A 19412-nucleotide genomic window follows, 5' to 3' on the forward strand; every position below is an offset into this window, starting at 1 on the left:
TTGTCCGTCGCCGCCCCCAACCCGGGGGGGGCCCCCCTCTCCGTGTGGGGGGGCTACCCCCGGTGGTTGGGGTAGGTCATGAACCCGCGGGCGGGGGGGGGGGGGGGGGCGCCCCGGGCCCCCCGCGCCTACTCCACCATCCAGTGCAGCGCGTAGTAGGACAGCGCCGCGACCAGTGCCGCCGCCGGGATCGTGAGAACCCAGGCGGTCACGATGTTGCCCGCCACCCCCCAGCGCACGGCCGACAGGCGCTTGGTCGCGCCCACGCCCATGATCGCGCTGGTGATCGTGTGGGTGGTCGAGACGGGAGCACCGAAGCCCAGGGCCGCGACGTAGAGCACCGCGGCCGCCGCCGACTCGGCGGCGAACCCCTGCGGCGGGGTGAGGGCGATGATCCGGCGGCCGAGCGTCCGCATGATCCGCCAGCCACCGGCGTAGGTGCCCAGCGAGATGGCCGTGGCGGCCGAGAGGATCACCCACTGCGGGATCGGGTCCCCGTCGTGCTGGAACCCGCCGACCACCAGGGCCAGGAAGATCACACCCATGGTCTTCTGCGCGTCCTGCAGGCCGTGACCGAGGGCCATGGCCGCTGCCGAGAGCGTCTGCGCGTGCCGGAAGCCCCGGTTCGTCTTGGCGGGCTGGGAACGCCGGAAACCCCATAGGATGGCGATCATGATGATCGCCGCGAGGAAGAACCCGAGCACCGGCGACAGGATCATCGGAATGACGACCTTGTCCACGACGCCGTCCCAGTGGACGACGCTCGACGAGGCTATCGCCGAGCCGACCAGACCCCCGATGAGGGCGTGGCTGCTCGACGACGGAAGACCGAAGTACCACGTGATGAGGTTCCAGGCGATCGCGCCGATCAGGCCGGAACCCACGATCACCAGACCGTGGCTTCCTTTCGGGGCGTCGATGATGCCCTTGCCGACGGTCGCCGCCACCTGTGTGCCGAGATGGGCGCCCAGGAAGTTCATCGCGGCGGCCATGAAGAGGGCCGCCCTCGGCGTCAGCGCACGCGTCGAGACCGAGGTCGCGATCGCGTTCGCCGCGTCGTGGAAACCGTTGGTGTAGTCGAACGCCAACGCCACGACCACCACGCCGATGACGAGTGCGAGCGTGAGGTCCACTTAGCTTTCCTTGACCGCGATCGACTCGATCGTGTTGGCCACGTGCTCGAAGGCGTCGGCGGCCATCTCAAGCTGATCGATGACCTCCTTCATCTTCAGGACGGTCAACGCGTCGTACTCGCCGCCGAAGAGTTTGGCGAGCAGGCGGCGGTAGACCTGGTCTCCCTGGTTCTCCAGCCGGTTGATCTCGATCCAGTACTCGTTCAGGTTTCGCATCGAGCGCAACCGGGGCATGGCTTCCGCCGTGAGCTCCGCGGCACGTTCCAGAACCTCGACCTGACGGACGACCTCCTTGGGGAGGTGGTCGATCTGGTAGAGGACGATGAGGTCGGCCGCGGCCTCCATGTAGTCCATCACGTCGTCGAGGTTCGAGGCGAGGCGGTAGATGTCCTCACGGTCGAAGGGAGTGATGAAGCTCTCGTTGAGCCGGTTCATGATCGCGTGAGTACGCTCGTCACCGGCGTGCTCACAAGCGCGCATTTTCTCGGCCAGGGCTTCCCTGTCCGACCCGTCGCTGATGATCTCTACCAGCAGTCGGGACGCTGTGACGAGGTTGTTCGCCGAGTCGGCGAACAAGTCGTAGTAGCTGTCCTCACTAGGCGTGAGACGCAGGCGCACGTCGTTCTCCAGATGTGCGGGGATGGTCCGCAGAGAAGGGTACGGGTTACCAGCGGAAATGCGAACTTCACCCGCTAGACGCCTACTCTTCCAGCTGTCGCTACCCGGCGTATACCTGGCAACACGCGGGTTGAGTGAGCCTTGGGTGCATCTTTCCGATGACCGTTATGCTGGTTTTGACCCATATTACGTGGAAACTGGTCATCTATGGAGCCGCCCGGGGAGACGGTGATCAGCGTGTTACCGCCCCGACGCCCCAGGTATCGGCCTTGTAGCCGTCAGGTGATTTCCATCACCCCTGAGATGGGGGCTGTCTTCGGACGACAGCTCGCCTTCAGGCGAAAGCTCGTCCTCGAACGAGGGCTCACCTTCGGACGTCCCTCAGGCAGCGGGCCCGTCTTCGGACGTCTTCGGGCGGCGGGTCCGCCTTCGGGCAGGAGGTTCGCCCTCAGACGGGGGTTCGGTGGAAGTTCAGATACGAACGGCTTGGCGTCGGCCCCCGCTGCCCCTGGTAGCGCGAGCCGTACTTCTCCGAGCCGTAGGGGTGCTCGGCCGGCGAGCTGAGCCGGAACATGCACAGCTGGCCGATCTTCATGCCGGGCCAGAGCTTGATCGGCAACGTGGCGACGTTGGAGAGCTCCAGCGTGACATGCCCGCTGAACCCGGGGTCGATGAACCCCGCGGTCGAGTGAGTGAGCAGCCCCAGCCTGCCCAGCGAGCTCTTGCCCTCAAGGCGGGAGGCGATGTCGTCCGGCAGGGTGACGACCTCGTAGGTGCTCGCCAGCACGAACTCCCCCGGATGGAGGATGAAGGGCTCGTCCCCCTCGGGCTCGACCGTCCGCGTCAGGTCGGGCTGCTCGACCGCCGGGTCGATGTGCGGATACTTGTGGTTCTCGAAGACCCTGAAGTAACGGTCCAGCCGTACGTCGATGCTCGACGGCTGGACCATCTCCGGCTGGAAGGGGTCAAGTCTGACCCTGCCGGAGTCGATCTCGGTGAGGATGTCACGATCGGAAAGCAGCACGTGAGGCAACCTACCAACCACACGCCCGCCGAAAGCAGGCCCACGGGTGAGCGGACACCCTGAAGTTTCCGCTACAGTAGGGGACGCGGTTCGCCGCTTGCGGGTGTAGTTCAATGGCAGAACATCAGCTTCCCAAGCTGACAGCGCGGGTTCGATTCCCGTCACCCGCTCCACTTATGAAGGCCCAGGTCACGGTTGGTTCCCGGACCCGGGCCTTGTTTGTTTCCTGAGACGTTTCTCACTCGCGTGCCAGATCAGTTGATCTTGCCCTCGGCGGACGGCTTGTCTTCCTTGAGTTTGAGCCCTTCCTTAACGATCTCTCCGAGGGCGTCGGCGATGGCCCGGTCCCTGTCCTTGGCCGCGTGTAGATAGACCATCGCCGCCTTGGTGCTGGAGTGGCCCATCCGCGCCATCAACTCCTTGAGCGATGCTCCGGTCATCGCCGCCAGCGTGTTGCCCGTGTGCCGCAGGTCGTGAATGTGGATCCTCGGAATCCCTGCCTCCGTGACGACCTTGGCCCAGACCCTCGTGAAGTTGCTCCGCCGGAGCTGGGCATCCTTCTCCCCCACGAAGACCAGGCCGTCAGGTGCCGGCTCGCTGAACCGCTGGAGGTGCCAGGTCAGGTCACCGATGATGATCTCTGGCAGAGTGACCATCCGAGCGCCCGCATCCGACTTCGGACGACCGGTGACCAGCTCCCCCGTCCTCATCTCCGCCACCAACGCCTCGATCCTGACCGTCCGCGCGCCGAGGTCGAGGTGACAACCCTTCACCGGCAGCAACCGCAGGCGGCGCAATATAAGGAGCGCGGCGGGACAGGGGTAACGCTCCCCGGACCCCTCCAAGACCAGGGGACCCCGTCCCGCCACGCCGTTCTACCGGGCCTGACCGCTGAGCAACGCCTTCCACACGTCGTCACCCTTGCGGATCGGCCACCGGTAGGTCTCGTGCACCATCCGGGCACCGTTGAAATGGTGCGTCCGGCGAACGAACGCCTGTCCACCGGCATGGCACAGCTCGTACACCACCGGGCCGCAGTCGCAGCTCCACGCGATCACCCGCAGCCGCTCGGCCTGGCAGGGCTTGCGCCACACCAGCCTCATGTGGTCCGCAAGCGGCCGGGCCGGGTGCGGGCTCAGGCACCCGCCCTTCACCGTCACAGCGGAACCCCGCTACTCGGCGCGGTCTCGGTGGACGCGGTCAGGCGGCGAAGCTCGGCATACCGGGCCGCCACCCGCTGCGCCGTACCCGCCAGGTCCTCAACCCGCCCGTAGGCGTCCCAACCCGGCCCGTTCCGCACCACCCGGCCGATGACGTCGCGGCCGGAACGCCACCGGAAGGTCCGGCCGTCGGTCCACACCACCAGCCCCGACCAGACCGACACCAGGGCCAGGCAGTGCCCGGCGTGCACGTCACAGGCGATTCCCAGCCCGGCCAGCTCCCGCCGCAGCTCCTGAGCCGCCTCCATCGCACCGACCACCGGCCCCGGCCCGGCGACAGGGCGGTCATGGCGGCCCATCACGCCGCCTCACTCGCCGACAGGCAGTCCGGGCACGCGACCCGGACCAGCGTCACGGCCTGCCCGTCCAACAGCAGCGCCATCTCAGCACGGGTACGGCGAACCCACCGCCAGCCCCGCCCGCGACAGGCCGGGCACCTCTCCTCCGCCGCCCTCGTCGGCGCATCCTCGCCAATCATGGATTAAGGGTCTTCACCTGGGGTGACGTAACCCATCCCGGGCCGGAATCCTCCATCCGAATGGCCTGTATCCCTTGACGGGATAACCCCCGAACGGGAAGCGTTGTATATCTAGAATCCCAGGTCACAAAGGGGGCATCCATATGCCTGCAGATGCGACTGAACCGGTCGCTATCCTGCCGGAACTATGGCAGCGCCCTGAAATGCTGGCGGCTCTCAGAAAACGTGACATCGGCCATCTCTTTCGCCTTATCCGCCAATACGCCGGAGCCAGCCAGACCCGCATCGGCATCGCGGTCAATCTCAGCCAGGGCAAGATCAGCGAGATCATGAAAGGGACCGTGCAGGTCACCTCGTTCGAGGTGATCGAACGCATCGCTGACGGCCTGAACATGCCCGACCCCGCCCGCATGGCCCTCGGCTTGGCCCCCAAAGGCCCGGTCTCGACGCCAGGTGCCGCGCCATCCGGCCAGGTCCCGCTGCCGGAACCAGACGTGCCGACGAAATACCTCACCACCTTGACCGGCACCTCCAGCCGCCCCGTCATCTCCGGCCTGCGGCACGTTCTCACCGGTCACATCCAGGCCGAGGCCATCATGGGGCCGCCCCTGCTCGTCAACGCGGTCACCAGCCAGATCCCCTTGATCGGGCACGTCTGCCGGGTGACGCGAGGCGCCGACCGTGCCGAAGCGCTCAATTTCGCCAGCGAACTGCTGGAATTCTGCGGTTGGCTTCACCAGGACCTTGGCGATTTCTCTCAGGCCACGATGTGGACCAACAAAGCCCTGGACTACGCGATGGAGCTGGGAGACCAGCGCGTCATCTCCTACGTCCTCATGCGCAAAAGCGCCATCGCCATCGAATCCGGCGACCACGGTCACGGTCTCGGCCTGGCCAATGCCGCCCTGACCACCCCCGAGGCCCTCACCTCTCGTTTACGGGCCGTCATCCTGCGCACCCGGGCCATCGCCAACGCCCACCTGGGCGAAGCCACCGACTCCGCCCGCGACTCAGAGACCGCCCTCATCGAAGCCACCGCAGGACTGAGCCAGACCGACAGCGACCGCGCGCCATACTGCACACCCGCCTACATCGCCATGGAAACCGGAGCCACCCGGCTCCTGCTCGGCCAGGCCAGCACCGCGATCCCGATCTTCGAGGCCAGCCGCTCCCAGTGGACACCCGCCAGCCAGGCCCGCGACCACGCCCTGTTCCTGACCCGCATGGCCACCGCCTACGCCATGGCAGGCGACCGCGACCAAGCCCGCGCCGTGACCGAGGAGGCCATCCCGCGGATCCAAGCGTTGCGTTCCAGCCGGGTGGCCGGCCAGCTCACCACACTCCGGATTCAGTTGTCCCGGTGGTCGACGGATCGGCCCGTGGCAGACTTGCTCACCAGACTCGACCTCCTCGCCGAGTCCTTCTTCCTGCCCGCACCCCGGCCACCAGAAGGAGAACGGTGATCAACGCGCTGCCCACCGCGACCACCACCGAGGAACGCCACCGCAACGCCCCCATCGCGATCCTGCCCGTCGGCAGCTTCGAACAACACGGCGACCACCTGCCCCTTAGCACTGACACGATCATCGCCACCCTCATCTGCCGAAAGATCGCCGACGCCTACCCCGTCCTGCTGCTGCCCCCGATCACGATCTCCTGCTCCCACGAGCACAGCGCCTGGCCCGGCACCGTCAGCATCTCCGCCCGCACCCTGCACACCGTCATCACCGACGTCTACGACTCCGTCACCCGCACCGGCCCCCGGGCTCTGGTGGTGGTCAACGCGCACGGCGGCAACTACGTGCTGAGCAACGTCGTCCAGGAGGCCAGCGCCGAAGGCCGCGCGATGGCGCTGTTTCCCAATCGGGAGGACTGGCAGGAGGCGAGGGCCGCTGCTGAGCTGGTCAGTTCCATGCACGAGGACATGCACGCCGGAGAGATCGAGACCTCCGTCTTGCTGTACGCCTGTCCTGAAGTGATCCGCCCTGGCTACGAGGACGCTGACCACATCGCCGACGACCGCCGTCATCTACTGACTGAGGGCATGCGGGCTTACACCAAAACCGGGGTCATCGGGCGTCCGTCTCTGGCGACTGCCGAAAAAGGCAGGGCCGTTCTCGACTCCCTGACCAGCAGTTTCGCTGACGTGGTAGCTCTGTTGGTCAAGCTCTGAGTACTGGGCGCGGAGCGATCGCGATCACGTAGCGCGGACACTGCCGAATTGTTCTTATGGGTATCAAGCGGCGGCGCGCCGCGCCGCCGCACGGCCCGCCGCCCGAGCGTGCGGCGTGGGCGCCGGTCTCGGCTGGCGGCGGGACCACGGGCCGCCCGCCGTACCACCCGCCCGCCGCACCTGCCCATCGGCCGCCGCACCGCCTACCAGGTCGCTCCGGTTACCTACCTTGACCCCCACAGCATCAGGTGGCCGGGGCAACCAAATCAATGCTCATGCACTAGCAGCATCAAAAACCAAGGCGTGCAAGGATGTAATTTGTGAACTGTTGATTCTTTGCAGCTTTCTCTAGGGTCGTATTTCCTGAGCCAAGGAAGGCTTGAGTGTACTCTTTGAGCACATCAAGACGTCGCTCCAGGAATTCCGCATCCAGCGGATGGTTAAGCTTCGCTACTTGCTCCAATTGCTGCGGCCTGTTAATGCGAGCATTTGCCAGCTCAACTGCAACGAGCATGGACAAGTGGAACTTCAAGTTATTGCGCTGCGCTTGCGTAGCATTTGCATGCTCCGAATGCAGAAATACATCCACCGTACGCTGCGTCTTGGCGGCCCACAAGAATACGCTGAGATTCACGTTGGAGTTAAAAACCATCAGGTAGTCGTCATCGTTTTTCAACAAAGAGGACGGCTTGCCGCGCGCTTTATCTGGTCGACATAGCCCCATCGCTGTAAGGGCCTGCCCAAGAAGAGGGATACCGATGATCTTTGCCGGATCTTTTCCTTCATTTTTGTAGAAGTTCTTTCTCCTGTCATAATACCATCCGTTGACAAGAAAATAGTCTTCTATATTCCGCTGAATCTCATCAGTGGCACGCAGAGAGGCATCATTAACTGGGGTCTGTCGATTGGTGGCGCGAATTACTTGATCTCGAGTCTTACGATCCGTCGTAGAGATGATTCGGACTAGAATCATCCGACTCCCAATCTCTATGTCCGGGTTATCTCTGAGGGACTCATAAATCGTGTGGCTTGTCTGTAACCCATTGACGATCTGAATGTCGGTCAGGGAATATGTTTTCCCGCCCGTTATTGCCTCGCTACAAATAATGGTAACACCATTATTTAGCCACCAAAATTCCGGGCTCTCTGGGTTTTCGAGAGTTCGCCTAATCTCTTGATTTACGGTTACCGCACCCTGATAGTCTCGAACGTTCCAATCGAAGAGATATCTGCGCAGTTTCTTATTCTCGTCCGTAATCAAGCTGAAGTAGTCCTTGAGGGTAACTAGGGCGACATGCGAGTCACCGCTGGTTGCGTTCTCCTGGAAACGCATCGGGAGCGAGTACGTCGGTTTTTCGTTGTACCGGGCGAGAAGCTCCCGATCCCCAAAAAGAAGGCAGTCGACTTCAGAGTCGGGTGGAAGAAGTTCGGAAACAGTTCTCTGGAACATCCCTAGCTTAATTAGAACTTGAGGGTTCACCCCCTGGCGGTCTCCTGGAGTTGCATATACAACGTTCACTGCGACTTTTGGCCTACGAACGAGCAACTTCTCCCAGGCCCGCCGAAACAGATCAACACGAGAAAGCAAGGTATCGTTGTAAAGCCCTTTTAGGACCTCGATATCTTGGCTTAAATCAAGAAGCCTTCGGAGCGTATTTTCCAACTTGTCCAAAGCCCCCTCTTCGAACGATGGGCTTCGTTTTGCTTGGATCACCCAGAGCTCGAGAAGGCGCTCTTGGGGGAATTCGCTCGGGCGTCTTGCTTCGGAAAATATCTCTGAGTCTTCATCTAAGAGATTATCGTCCCAGAAGCTGAAAACAGAATCGATGCCGCCATCTTGCCCAGCCCCGACGATTCCATCTTGAATATTTTCCAAACCAAGCCCATAGGGACGCAGTGAAAGCTCGGATGCGAAAATTTCAAATGCAGTGTCCGGAGACGAATGCGCCACGTTTTCTTCATGCCAGCTTTCAAAGATTCTCATGAGTAGCGTACGAGCATTTGTCTGCGGTGCTGGCACTGAAAATCTCCCTGAGCTGATTGGCGCCGATAGGACCAGCGGTTGACCGAGGAGGTACAAGGGTAGTCCAAGAAGTCCTTCCTGTCTCGGCTATGCGCTACTTCTCTTCCTTGACCTAGTGGACCTGTGCAGGTGAGGGGATGTGGGAAAGTGGCTGCCCACCTTCCTGGATCAGACGGCTTTGAGAGGGGTTCCAGACCCTCTATCCACTGCGCTACGTTCGACGGCTCTCCAGCGAAGCCCAGGGGTGCGGCAGGAAAACGGCCTTAAACGCGTAAGGAGTTCTCCATCTTATAGATAAGAAACTTTCTTAACAGAACCTCGCCTTCTGAATTTTCTCCACGGCACGCTGACCTGCTGAAGTCATCAGATGCACATCCCAAAGCACGATGCGCTCTTATGCTCTTCGGTACGGCCTCTCGCGTGTACGCCTCCTCTGTCGACTATGTCGACTACGGAACTATTCTCGGCACATCGAAGGCAGTTGATAGCTGTTACAGGATATGCGCAGATGATCTTTTGCACTTGAGGCCTAGGGAGAGGTCCGCGCTCCGGTCAGAGCTCCTGCCCTCGCTCGGAACATAGTCCTCATGAAAACCGCTACCGAAGCGGTACCACCCTTACGATCGCCTTGCGGTGGTTGATCGCCGTGCAGGGTTGGGGGCGATTGACGGTCCAGGACTTCGTTCCTCAGTCCTGGCCCACCGAGCAGCCGGGCACAACGCCGCAACAAGGAACATGGTCAGCGCTTTGATCGCGTGCCAGATCCGTGCCAGAACAGGCGGGGAACCGCAGTCACTCATGGGGACTCACGGACACTCGCCCCCCTTGACCCGCACCCCCGTTCTCCCAGCTCAGCCCGCCAACGCCAGTAGTCGATTCCCAAGCTGACAGCGCGGGTTCGATTCCCGTCGCCCGCTCCACTCACGAAGATCTGAGTTCGGGGCTGGATTCCCTGAACTAGCCGTGATTGTCGCCTGAGGCGTTCCTCACTTACGTGCGAATCAGTTGGTCTTGCCTTCCATGAGTGGTGGACCGTCGCCGTCGTTTCTCCGAGAAGCAGCGTCAGCCAGGATCTTCCCAACAGCCTTCACCTGCGGCCCCTGGATCACGGTATGGACCGTAGAGACGGGTGCTGCGTCGTTATCCCCGGCGGCTGAAGTAGGGGAAGGGGTTCGGGGCCAGGATCATCGGCAAGGACGACGCCGGCGGCCGCGTGGTCGAAGCCGACGGGCCAGCGAGTGTGCTCGCTGGCCACCGCACCGGTCAGACGTGCCTGGAGAAGGTCGGCCGTACTCAGATCGGTCCCACGCAGGTCCGCTAGGCGCAGGTCGGCGCGGCGGAAGACAGCGCCGCCCGCGTCGGCCTTGCGCAGGTTCGCCTCGCGGAGATCGGCCTCGGTGAAGTCCGCGTCGCGCACGTTGGTTTCGACCAACCGGGCGCCTCGCAGGTCGGCCAGAGCGAAGCGGGCACGGCGCAGGATCGCGGTCTTGAGGTCGGCGTGCCGCAGGTTGACCGAGACGAGGGAGGCCTGCGTCAGGTTGGCATGGTAGAGGCCCGCCGCCTCCATGCAGGAGCGATCCAGGTTGACCCCGGGCAGCCAGAGCCCGTCGCAGTCGGCCCGGCGCAGGTCGGTAACGCTGAGGTTGACCCAGGGCTGCTCTCGATGCTGGCACAACATGCCGAGGCCGGTCAGCGCCACCTGGGCGTCGGCTGCGCGGACCTCCAGCGGTACGACGTCGTTGATGGGCGTGTCCGCCGTCGGTGCTTCCGGCTCGGTGGGCGGCCACGGCAGGTGCGTGCGCAGGTAAGCAGCTTTGATGGAGATGACGGCCTCACGGTCGCGAGCGGAGTGCTCCGCGATCCGCCACAGCGCGTGCAATCCGCCGATGCGTGTCTCCAATTTGTCGCTGCCGAGCTGGTCGACGGCCCGGCTGAACCTGTCGGTGATGTAGCCCTCCTGGGTGGCGCGCAAGCCGTCCTGGCTGACTCGCAGTTGCCGCCAGGTGGCATACGCACCGAACAGCAGGACCATGCCGCCGACAGCCTGCACAAGTGTCGTGCGGACGTCGTTCACGGCTTTCAGCCGGTCCTGCGCGGCGACAGTCTCCCCGGCGAGGTCGTGGGCGACCAACCCACCCGGCAGGACGACGAGCACCGTACCCAAAACGGCCAGCCCCGTGGCCCCCAGCAGGAGGACTGTGATCACACGACGCCTGACCAGGCGGTCGCGCCACGGTCGGCGGCTGCGGTTCGGCCTTCCCATCTCCATGGCACGAGAGCCTAGGCGTCGCCCAAAAGACGATCAAGGTGCACGGTTTGGAGCAAAGACGCTCCACTTGCACGGGTTTGAATGGGCCTCGACTTTCGTCGGCGTCGAAAGCTGCTCGACATTGAGACCTCGTGCCAGATCCGTGCCAGAACAGACGGGGAACCGCGGTCACTCGACCCACCCTGACCTGCGCCCCCGTTTTCCCAGCTCAGCCCACCCACACCGGCAGCCGATTCCCAAGCTGACAGCGCGGGTTCGATTCCCGTCACCTGCTCCACTTATGAAGGCCCAGCTCAGGGATGGATTCCCGATCTGGGCCTTCGTTGTTTCCTGAGACGTTTCTCACTCGCGTGCCAGATCAGTTGTTCTTGGCACGGAGGGCCGCCGGTCATCATGTCCACCGCTCACGGCGACCCTCCATTTCGCGACCTCGGTCCATGATCTGGTGCGGCAAGCCGATCGCCGCGAGCCAGACGGGCACTCCGACCATGGGGTTGGTCAGGAACCCCGCAGCGACGGCGATCGCAGACGAGACAGCCAGGATGGTCACCCACCTCTGAGGCAGACGCCCGCCGCCCCTTTGTCTGGCGGAGGCTCCCTCCGTACGCTCATCAACGACGTCCTCTCCTATTACGACTGCCGAGGGACGTAAGCGCCAACAGAGTGCCGTTCGCTATTTGGCGACCGAAGACGGTCTCCCTGCCCGTCCCTCGATACCTGGCGGCCGGGAGCATCGCCTCGAAGCCGGGCCGGTCGGCGATCTGGGCGATCCGCCGGGTGTGCCGCCGGCTCAGCTCGTACGGCGTCTCGGCGTGGGTCGCCATCAGCCTGTGGCTGCGGTTCGCGCCGAAGACGCCCGGTTTCATGACGTTGTCGTTGAACGTGGCGACGCCGCCGGCCCGGTGGGCTTCCAGCGGTTCCTCGTACGGCGGCACGGGGCGATGGTGTTCACGGTGGTCTCCTGGGTGATCGGCAAGGGCACCGTCCAAGGCGGCCTCGCAACGGGGTGTCGCGGCGGTTCAGGCACGCGCCCGGAGCGGCGACCATGCGCGAAACGCACGTTCGCGGGCCGCCGAACGAAAGCCGTGCCGACGGGGCGGCGGAACGTCGTGATCACGTCTCGCCTGATCACGGCCTATCCGTTTCCGAGGCGGGCGCCGATGCCGCGGGACCCGTACGATCAAGTTTCGATCGTTGTGCTTACGATCGTATCTGTTACGATCGTTTCATGAGTGCAAGAAAGTGGGTCAAACCGCTCTGGATCGCCCTCGCCTGCGTGCTTGTCCTGGTTGTCGGGGTCGGTGGGTGGATCGTCGTGCAGAACGATTTCGCCGTGCGCGAGGTGCAGGTGACCATCCCCGGACCGAAACAGCCGCTGAAGGCGGTGCTCGCGCTGCCGACGGAGGGGAAGGGGCCGCGGGGACTGGTCGTCTTCGCTCACGGGGACGGCGAGGCGGACGCCTCCAGGGATGGGGCCTACCGGCCGATCTGGGAGGCGTTCGCACGTGCCGGATACGCCTCGCTGTCCTGGAACAAGCCCGGCGTCGACGGCGCGCCGGGGAACTGGCTCCACCAGAGCATGAGCGATCGCAGTGCGGAGGTCGACGCCGCGCTGGACTGGGCGAAGAGGCAACCGGAGATCGACCCGAATCGGCTGGGCGTGTGGGGGATCAGCCAGGGTGGCTGGGTGCTGCCCAAGGTGGCGGGAGACCGTACCGATCTGCGCTTCATGATCCTGGTCGGGGCGGCGGTGAACTGGTTGCGGCAGGGCGAGTACAACCTGCGGGCGGAACTCCGGAATCAGGGTGCGCCGGACGGCGAGCTCGACGCCGAACTCCGCCGGCGTGCCGCCCAGATCCGGCTTCTGAAGGAAGGTGCCGGGTACGACAAGTACCTCGCGTCCGGGCTGGACAACCCGCCGATGAGCAAGGACCGGTGGGGGTTCGTTCTCCAGAACTTCCGCGCCGATGTGACGGACCAGCTTCCGAAGGTACGCACCCCGACTCTTCTCCTGCTCGGGGACCACGACCGCAACGTCGACGTCAAGGAGACCGAGGCCGCCTATCGTGCGGGCATCCCCCGGGACCTGCTCACGGTCGAGAAGCTCCGGGACGGCTCCCACAACGCGGTCAAATACGAACTGGACACCCCTGACAGCGTCTGGGGTGTGATCGTGTACGTCGCCGCACCCCGCTCGCTCTACGTGCCCGGCTACCTCGACTCGCTCACCGAATATGTGAAGAGGCACGGACGCTGACCACCTGGGCAGAAAGCACAGCGGTTGTTCTCCTCCACGATCACCGATCTCTGGTTCTCCCCGCTCTCGAAGGGAGATCTCTTGCACCGTGACGACAGGCTCACCGTCGTCGACCCCGGGCCGGCCCCGTTCGGCACGTGGGACATCGTCTCGCCGGACTCGACGCCATGACGCGGCATGTCGACGTACTGATCATCGGAGCCGGTCTCTCCGGCGTCGGCGCGGCCTGGCACATCCAGCGGCGGCCAGGAAGGACGTACGCGGTCCTGGAGGCCAGGGACCGCCCCGGCGGCACCTGGGATCTGTTCCGTTATCCGGGGGTCCGGTCGGACTCGGACATCTTCACCCTCAGCTACGCCTTCCAGCCGTGGCGGGGGAAGAAATCGCTGGCCGACGGCGACAGCATCCGCCGCTACATCGAGGACACCGTCCGCGACCACGGCATCGACCGGCACATCCACTACCGGGCCAAGGTGCTCTCCGCCGACTGGTCCCGGGAGGACAGCCGGTGGACGGTGAAGACCGAAGGCGAGACGTGGACGTGCTCGTTCCTGTACGTCTGCGCCGGCTACTACGACTACGACCACGGCCATCAGCCGGAGTTCGAGGGCATCGCGGATTTCGGCGGCCGGTTCGTGCATCCGCAGTTCTGGCCGGACGACCTCGACGTCGCCGGCGAGAAGGTCGTGGTGATCGGCAGCGGGGCCACCGCGGTCACGCTCGTGCCGGCGCTGGCCAGGCAGGCGGGCCACGTCACGATGCTGCAGCGCTCGCCGACGTACCTGGCCTCCCTGCCCGACGTGGATCCGGCGGCCGACCTGCTGCGCCGCTTGCTGCCCGCGCCGCGGGCCCACACGCTGATTCGCGCCAAGAACGTGCTGAGCGGCCAGCTGGCCTACTGGCTGAGCAGGCGCTACCCGGAGCAGACCAAGCGGTACCTGCGCAAGGGCATCCTCCGGTTCCTGCCCGATCCCGCCTACCTCGACCGGCATTTCACGCCTCGGTACCAGCCGTGGGACCAGCGGCTGTGCGTCGTCCCCAACGGCGACCTCTTCCTGGACGTGGCCGCCGGGCGGGTGTCGGTGGTCACCGACCGGATCGCCCGCTTCACCGGACACGGGATCGAGCTGGAGTCGGGGCGGACGCTGGAGGCGGACGTGGTCGTCTCCGCGACGGGTCTGTCGCTGGTCCCCCTCGGCGGGATCGCGGTGTCGGTGGACGGTCTCGCGGTCGACCTGGCCGAGACCACCGCCTACCGCGGGCTGATGCTGAGCGGCGTACCCAACCTGGCCTTCTGCGTCGGGTACGCCAACGCGTCGTGGACGCTGCGGGCGGACCTGTCCTCCCGCTACGTCGTCCGGCTGCTGGACCACATGAGGCGGCGCGGCCTGACCACCGCGATGCCCGTCTTCCCTCGCGACGGCGCCCGCCGCCCGCTGCTCGGCCTGACCTCCACCTACATCCTGCGCGCCGCCGACCTGTTCCCCCGGCAGGGCGATCGCGAGCCGTGGACGGCCGGTCAGAACTACCTGATCGACCGGCTGAGGTCGGCGTTCCTCGACGTCCATAAGGGGATGGTCTTCGATGGGTGAGAAATACCGTGTGGTCGCGCTGGGCGGGGCCGGAGCGATGGGCAGACCCGTCGTCGAGGCGCTCGCCGGGCGCGCGGACATCACGGAACTGGTGATCGCCGACCGCGACACCGCCGCCGCCGAACGCCTGGCCGCCCGGCTCCCGGGTGTCTCGGTCGCGCAGGCCGACGCCTCGGATCCGGTACGGCTCCGAGAGCTCTTCCACGATGCCGACCTGGTTCTCAACACCACCGGTCCCTTCTTCCGGCTCGGCGTGCCGATCCTGCGGGCGGCGATCGAGAGCCGTACCCATTACGCCGACATCTGCGACGACTGGGAGCCGACGCTGGACATGCTCGCCATGGACGCCGAGGCACGGAAGGCGGGTGTGATCGCCGTGATCGGAGCCGGGGCCAGCCCGGGCACCAGCAACATGCTGGCCGCACTGGCGAGCCGCGAACTGGACACCGTCGAAGACGTCTTCACCGCCTGGCCGGTGGACGTCCCGTTCGTCGGAGACGACTCCGCTGACAGCTCGACCGGCGGAGCCTCGGCCGCTCTCGTCCACTGGATGCAACAGTTGTCCGGAAAAATCAGGATCTGGGCGAACGGCGAACCCGCCGAGCGCCCGCCGCTCGAACCCGTCCGGCTCGACTACCCCGGGCTGGGCACCGGCACCGTCTACACCGTCGGCCATCCCGAACCGCTGACTCTCCCGGCGACCTGCTCGATCACCCGCGACTCCGCCTGCGTCATGGTGGTCAAGCCGGAGACGGCCGCCTACCTGATGGTCCTGCGCGAGGAGGTCGACCGGGGAAAGCTCTCCCTGGAAGAGGCCGCCGTCGCGATCGAGACCCCGACCGCCGCCCGTTCCGTTCGCTCGATCATGCACCGGCTCTCGCTACGCGGCCCCGGCTCGCTTCCCCCCTTCTTCGCGCTGGCCACCGGGTTCCGGTACGGCCGGCCGTACCGGATCGGCGCGAGGCTGATCGCCTCACCGCGCGGGATGGCCAGGATGACCGGGATCCCGCTGTTCCTCACGGCGGCACAGATCCTCGACGGCACGGTGCGCGCCTTCGGCGTCCACCCGCCGGACGCCGTACTCGACCCGGAAAGATACTTCGACGAGCTGGCCGCCTGCTGCGACCCGCCCCGCACCGGCCGCGACGAGGTCGTCAGGGTGGACCGCGCCCCATGACCGGCATCGATCAGGTCATTCGCGGCGAGGTCGCCTCCGGGTGGGAGCCGCTCCGCCAGGCTTCGCCGCGATCATGAGCGGACCGGGCGAACGCGGCGACACGGGTCATCGGCGCCCGACGCGTCCTCTTCCATACATTCGACTATCGAAATCAATACGATAGTTCCCTTGGAGGCCCACAGCATGGACGTCCACGTCCCCACCCGGATGCTCGTCGAAGCGCTCGTCCGCACCGACCTCACGGTCGACGCCGGCGACCTCTACGCGACCGCGAACCTGCTGGACATGAACGACCAGCAGGTTCGCCTGTGCGTCAAACGCCTGGTCGCCGAGGGACGCTTCGTCCAGGAGGGACGAGGGCGCAAGGCGATCCTGCGCGCCACCGGCAGCGCCGAACGCGCGCTGGGTCTCGACGTCGAGTTCGTCACCCACGCCTTCCGCCAGGACGCCGGGCTCGCCCCCTGGGACGGCGCTTGGCACCTCGTCGGCTTCGCCGTACCGGAAAGCGCGCGGCCCGCCCGCGACGCGTTGCGCGCCGCCCTCACCTTCCTCGGTGGCGCCGCCGTCCACGGGGGCCTCTACCTCAGCGCCAATCCGTGGGAGCCGTACGTCGAGGAGCACGCCCGCCGCCTGGACATCCTCGATCACGTCACCTTCCTGACCACCCGGGATCTCCGCCGCGGCGAGGAGACCGATCCCGCCACGCTCACCCGCGCCATGTGGCCGCTGGACGAGATCGCCGAACGTTACGACCGGCTCGCCGCGGTGGCGGAGCCCCGGCTCGCGCTCATCGAGGGTCCCGCCGGCCTGTCCGGGGCGCAGCGGCTGACCATCGCGGTGGAACTGGCCGCGGAGTTCACCCGGGCGATGGAGGCGGACCCGCTCCTGCCTCCCGAACTTCTCCCCCGGTCCTGGCCCGGCGCCCGGGCCCGTGCCCTGACCGCGCGCTGCTGGTCACTGCTGGAGGAGCAGAGCGGCCAGGACGACAGCGGCATCCGCCTGTTCAGGCTCTACGGCGACGTAAGCCGTCATGACACCTCCACGACGACCTCCGCCGAGATCCATCGGGGGTTGTCTGCGCCCTGCCCTCCCGGCGTGCCTGGCTGACCGGCCTGACGAAAATGGTGGCGGTTCACAGCGGCCCTATGACCAGGCTCCCCGACCTCACTGTCCGACGGTCGGCCGAGCGTCTTCCCTGATGAATTCCGCCATGTCGTCGAGCTCGGGCAGGCCGCCGACAGGAGCGCGAACAACAGCGGTCTGAGCCGGTTTGGGCGCCGTTACGGTCGTGGCCGCGTCCCAGGACTGGATATCGATGGCGGCACCGCCGTCGCTGTACGGTTTTTTCTTTTCCTGAGTGCTCCAGTCCGAGGTGACCTTGAAGGGAAGACCTCGCCTGTCGAAGACGATGCGCCACCCCAGGACCAGGTTCGCATAACTCGGATCGGGTGTTCTTCCAGCCACTTCGCGGAATGTGGGTGAGAGTTTGTAAAGTTCGGCGAACGTGATGGTGCCCGCGTAGAACCCGGTCACCTTGAGGTCGGGGGTTTTGCCGGAGGGGTCCGGCAGGTTGTACTTCCGCTCGTCGGCGTCGGCGATCAGCGCCTTGAGCGTCGCGGTCTCGAAGACGTTGATGATCTGATCGCTGAAGGCCGTGGCTCCGGCGGTGTACTTGCCACGCTCCGCCCATGTCCTTCCCTTGGGCAGGCCGGCGGTCCACAGACGCCCCGTGCTGTAGAACCGGCCGTTCGTGTTGACCCAGCGGTGCGGCCGGGTCTGTGCGATCAGGCTTCGCGAGACCAGATCGCCTTCGGCGGCATGTTCCTCGGCGAGCGGGAGCAGATGGCGGTTGAACTCCACCCGGCGCGTAATGCCCGCCGCGACGACTCCACGCCTGCCCAGAAGCAACGTCCCGTTCTTTATCAGTTGGAAGCGGAACACGCGGGCCTGGTGATTGTCGTATTTGTTTCTGGCACCGAAGTAGACTTGTCCGTACTGCGTGAACTTCACACTTGCGCCCTTGGCGAGCTGGTTCTGCACGGCTCGAACCACATCGGGAACGGCGGCTTCAGCCGCGGCCGGGACGGTGAGCGTCGCCGCCGGGCCGATAAGTACGACGGATAAGAGAGCCGGTAAACGGCGCATCGGTTTATTCCTTCGGTACGGATCGGAACTTCGACATCCGATCGAATGATCTTCAAGAATCTCCGCAGCGTACCAGTTTCGCAAACGAGAACGACTGAGGCATCGATTTTCTCCTTTTACTGCGGTGGGGGCACCGACGCGCCGCGCTTTAGCGGGCTCATTGAGGGGTGATTCGCACGTGAGCGCTGTCGCCGCCGGAGAGGAACGCGGCCGGCGCGCCCCTCCTCGGCCACCGCCGTACGGCCGGCACGGGAGAAGCCGCTCAGCGGGACGACGACCACGGTGCCGGCTCGTCCTGGGATCAGGGTCGTGGACCGGCCCGGCCTCCGCCATGGGCAGGGCGACCGTACGCGTCCCGGCGGCGGACCTGGGCGGCCCGATGCGTCTTTGGGCTCGGTGGTGGAGGCACTTCTCTAGGCGACCGTGGCCGTGACCGGCCACGCCCCGCGGCCCAACAGATCGAGAACGAGTGCCGCGATGTTCCACGCGTCGTCCTCGCCGCGGTGGTGGCGTCCTTCGAGCGGCAGCCCGGCGATCTGTAGAGCGTGGTCCATGCCGGGCTTCTTGCGCAGCCCGTACGCCGCGGCGAACACGGCCTTGGCGTTCGTGTGGGTGCGTTCCGTTGGATGGCCGAACGGGTAGGCCACCCCATCGGCCCGGCTCTGCCGAGCGAACTGCCGACGGTCGTACTCGCCCCAGCTCGCCCAGGGACGCCTCCCGGCCTCGTACTCCTCGACGAGGATCCGGCATGCCTCGGCGAAGGTGACGCCCCGTTCCACCTCGGCCTGCGTCAGGCCGGTCAGTTCGGTGCAGAAGTCACTCACCGCCGACCGGACAGGACGGACCAGGACACGATGCCGGGACACGCGGCGCCGTGCCGACACGTCCACGACGGTGAGACCGATCTCGATGATCTCGTTCACAGAACCGGGCGGCGGCTGTCCGTCCCAGCAGGTGGCTTCCACATCGATGACGTTCAGCAGGACGGATTCGTGGCGCATGGGACCGAAGTTAAGGGTGTGTGCCCGGTTCTGGCACCTCAGTTTCCACCGCGGTTCAGGCGGTAGGAGTGGTCGGGCGCCGGACGGCGGAACTTGTCGATGTCGAGGGCCAGCGCGGCAAGGTGAGCGCAGGAGTGAGCGCCCGGCCCGGGTCGCGCGGTTCGCCCGCAACGGCACCGGCCATGCCGGCCGTTGCAAGCGGCGGCCGCTTGGGCAGAAGTTTGCCGCTGACCTGGGATTACTTGGGGATTTGTGGCGATTTGCTCGGTATGCTGGCGATTTAATCTTGGAGAGGTGTGCCA

18 protein-coding genes and 1 tRNA gene are annotated in these 19412 nt (G+C 65.4%); 7 read left to right on the forward strand and 12 right to left on the reverse strand.

Going from position 1 to position 19412, the window contains the following annotated elements; genetic code table 11:
* Positions 1-128: 128 nt before the first annotated feature.
* The 3 genes from ACFYY8_RS09935 to dcd all read right to left on the reverse strand — a co-directional run bounded on the left by ACFYY8_RS09935 (position 129) and on the right by dcd (position 2775).
* Positions 129-1133, reverse strand: coding sequence for an anion permease (locus ACFYY8_RS09935; RefSeq protein ID WP_390039087.1), 1005 nt, complete (start codon positions 1131-1133; stop codon positions 129-131).
* Positions 1134-1751 carry a DUF47 family protein gene (locus ACFYY8_RS09940; protein WP_352014610.1) on the reverse strand — a complete coding sequence of 206 codons (618 nt, stop codon included), beginning with the start codon at positions 1749-1751 and terminating at the stop codon, positions 1134-1136.
* A 448-nt stretch (positions 1752-2199) separates the two neighbouring features.
* Positions 2200-2775: a dCTP deaminase gene (gene dcd, locus ACFYY8_RS09945; protein WP_390039089.1), complete on the reverse strand. Its 576-nt coding sequence runs from the start codon at positions 2773-2775 to the stop codon at positions 2200-2202.
* A 99-nt stretch (positions 2776-2874) separates the two neighbouring features.
* Between dcd and ACFYY8_RS09950 the strand changes: the two genes are divergently transcribed.
* Positions 2875-2948: transfer RNA gene (locus ACFYY8_RS09950), tRNA-Gly, on the forward strand.
* A gap of 81 nt (positions 2949-3029) precedes the next feature.
* Here the strand turns inward: ACFYY8_RS09950 and ACFYY8_RS09955 are convergent.
* The 4 genes from ACFYY8_RS09955 to ACFYY8_RS09970 all read right to left on the reverse strand — a co-directional run bounded on the left by ACFYY8_RS09955 (position 3030) and on the right by ACFYY8_RS09970 (position 4473).
* Positions 3030-3548, reverse strand: a complete 519-nt coding sequence (locus ACFYY8_RS09955) for a tyrosine-type recombinase/integrase (RefSeq protein ID WP_390039091.1) — start codon at positions 3546-3548, stop codon at positions 3030-3032.
* A 102-nt stretch (positions 3549-3650) separates the two neighbouring features.
* Complete coding sequence (locus ACFYY8_RS09960) at positions 3651-3935, reverse strand: hypothetical protein (RefSeq protein WP_390039093.1); 285 nt, start codon at positions 3933-3935, stop codon at positions 3651-3653.
* Positions 3932-4294 carry a hypothetical protein gene (locus ACFYY8_RS09965; RefSeq protein WP_390039095.1) on the reverse strand — a complete coding sequence of 121 codons (363 nt, stop codon included), beginning with the start codon at positions 4292-4294 and terminating at the stop codon, positions 3932-3934. Before ACFYY8_RS09965 ends, ACFYY8_RS09960 begins: the two co-directional genes overlap by 4 nt.
* Entirely contained in the window at positions 4294-4473 is a 180-nt protein-coding gene (locus ACFYY8_RS09970) for a hypothetical protein (protein ID WP_390039097.1), read from the reverse strand. Before ACFYY8_RS09970 ends, ACFYY8_RS09965 begins: the two co-directional genes overlap by 1 nt.
* A 143-nt stretch (positions 4474-4616) precedes the next feature.
* Here ACFYY8_RS09970 and ACFYY8_RS09975 point away from each other — a divergent pair, with 143 nt between their 5' ends.
* Both ACFYY8_RS09975 and ACFYY8_RS09980 read left to right on the forward strand, forming a co-directional pair.
* Entirely contained in the window at positions 4617-5936 is a 1320-nt protein-coding gene (locus ACFYY8_RS09975; RefSeq protein WP_390039099.1) for a helix-turn-helix domain-containing protein, read from the forward strand.
* Positions 5933-6646 carry a creatininase family protein gene (locus tag ACFYY8_RS09980; RefSeq protein WP_390039101.1) on the forward strand — a complete coding sequence of 238 codons (714 nt, stop codon included), beginning with the start codon at positions 5933-5935 and terminating at the stop codon, positions 6644-6646. The genes ACFYY8_RS09975 and ACFYY8_RS09980 overlap by 4 nt, the downstream gene beginning before the upstream one ends.
* A gap of 289 nt (positions 6647-6935) precedes the next feature.
* Here ACFYY8_RS09980 and ACFYY8_RS09985 read toward each other — a convergent pair whose 3' ends face one another.
* The 3 genes from ACFYY8_RS09985 to ACFYY8_RS09995 all read right to left on the reverse strand — a co-directional run bounded on the left by ACFYY8_RS09985 (position 6936) and on the right by ACFYY8_RS09995 (position 11873).
* Complete coding sequence (locus ACFYY8_RS09985) at positions 6936-8666, reverse strand: AIPR family protein (protein ID WP_390039103.1); 1731 nt, start codon at positions 8664-8666, stop codon at positions 6936-6938.
* A 1108-nt stretch (positions 8667-9774) separates the two neighbouring features.
* Positions 9775-10938 carry a pentapeptide repeat-containing protein gene (locus ACFYY8_RS09990; RefSeq protein WP_390039105.1) on the reverse strand — a complete coding sequence of 388 codons (1164 nt, stop codon included), beginning with the start codon at positions 10936-10938 and terminating at the stop codon, positions 9775-9777.
* Positions 10939-11549: 611 nt separating this feature from the next.
* Positions 11550-11873, reverse strand: coding sequence for a hypothetical protein (locus ACFYY8_RS09995; RefSeq protein ID WP_390039107.1), 324 nt, complete (start codon positions 11871-11873; stop codon positions 11550-11552).
* 293 nt (positions 11874-12166) lie between these two features.
* Between ACFYY8_RS09995 and ACFYY8_RS10000 the strand changes: the two genes are divergently transcribed.
* From ACFYY8_RS10000 to ACFYY8_RS10015, 4 genes are all read left to right on the forward strand, one after another.
* Complete coding sequence (locus ACFYY8_RS10000) at positions 12167-13195, forward strand: alpha/beta hydrolase family protein (protein ID WP_390039109.1); 1029 nt, start codon at positions 12167-12169, stop codon at positions 13193-13195.
* A gap of 167 nt (positions 13196-13362) precedes the next feature.
* Positions 13363-14787: a flavin-containing monooxygenase gene (locus ACFYY8_RS10005; protein ID WP_390039111.1), complete on the forward strand. Its 1425-nt coding sequence runs from the start codon at positions 13363-13365 to the stop codon at positions 14785-14787.
* A complete protein-coding gene (locus ACFYY8_RS10010) occupies positions 14780-15964 on the forward strand; it encodes a saccharopine dehydrogenase family protein (RefSeq protein WP_390039113.1) in 1185 nt (394 codons plus the stop codon). Before ACFYY8_RS10005 ends, ACFYY8_RS10010 begins: the two co-directional genes overlap by 8 nt.
* A gap of 168 nt (positions 15965-16132) precedes the next feature.
* Positions 16133-17071 carry a PaaX family transcriptional regulator C-terminal domain-containing protein gene (locus ACFYY8_RS10015; RefSeq protein WP_390039115.1) on the forward strand — a complete coding sequence of 313 codons (939 nt, stop codon included), beginning with the start codon at positions 16133-16135 and terminating at the stop codon, positions 17069-17071.
* Positions 17072-17128: 57 nt separating this feature from the next.
* Here the strand turns inward: ACFYY8_RS10015 and ACFYY8_RS10020 are convergent, their stop codons facing one another.
* Positions 17129-18109 carry a hypothetical protein gene (locus tag ACFYY8_RS10020; protein WP_390039117.1) on the reverse strand — a complete coding sequence of 327 codons (981 nt, stop codon included), beginning with the start codon at positions 18107-18109 and terminating at the stop codon, positions 17129-17131.
* 413 nt (positions 18110-18522) lie between these two features.
* Positions 18523-19110 (reverse strand): exonuclease domain-containing protein, encoded by a 588-nt coding sequence (locus tag ACFYY8_RS10025; RefSeq protein ID WP_390039119.1) that lies wholly within the window; start codon positions 19108-19110, stop codon positions 18523-18525.
* Positions 19111-19412: the final 302 nt, after the last annotated feature.

The organism is Streptosporangium sp. NPDC001559 (assembly GCF_042893955.1).
GTDB lineage: Bacteria > Actinomycetota > Actinomycetes > Streptosporangiales > Streptosporangiaceae > Streptosporangium.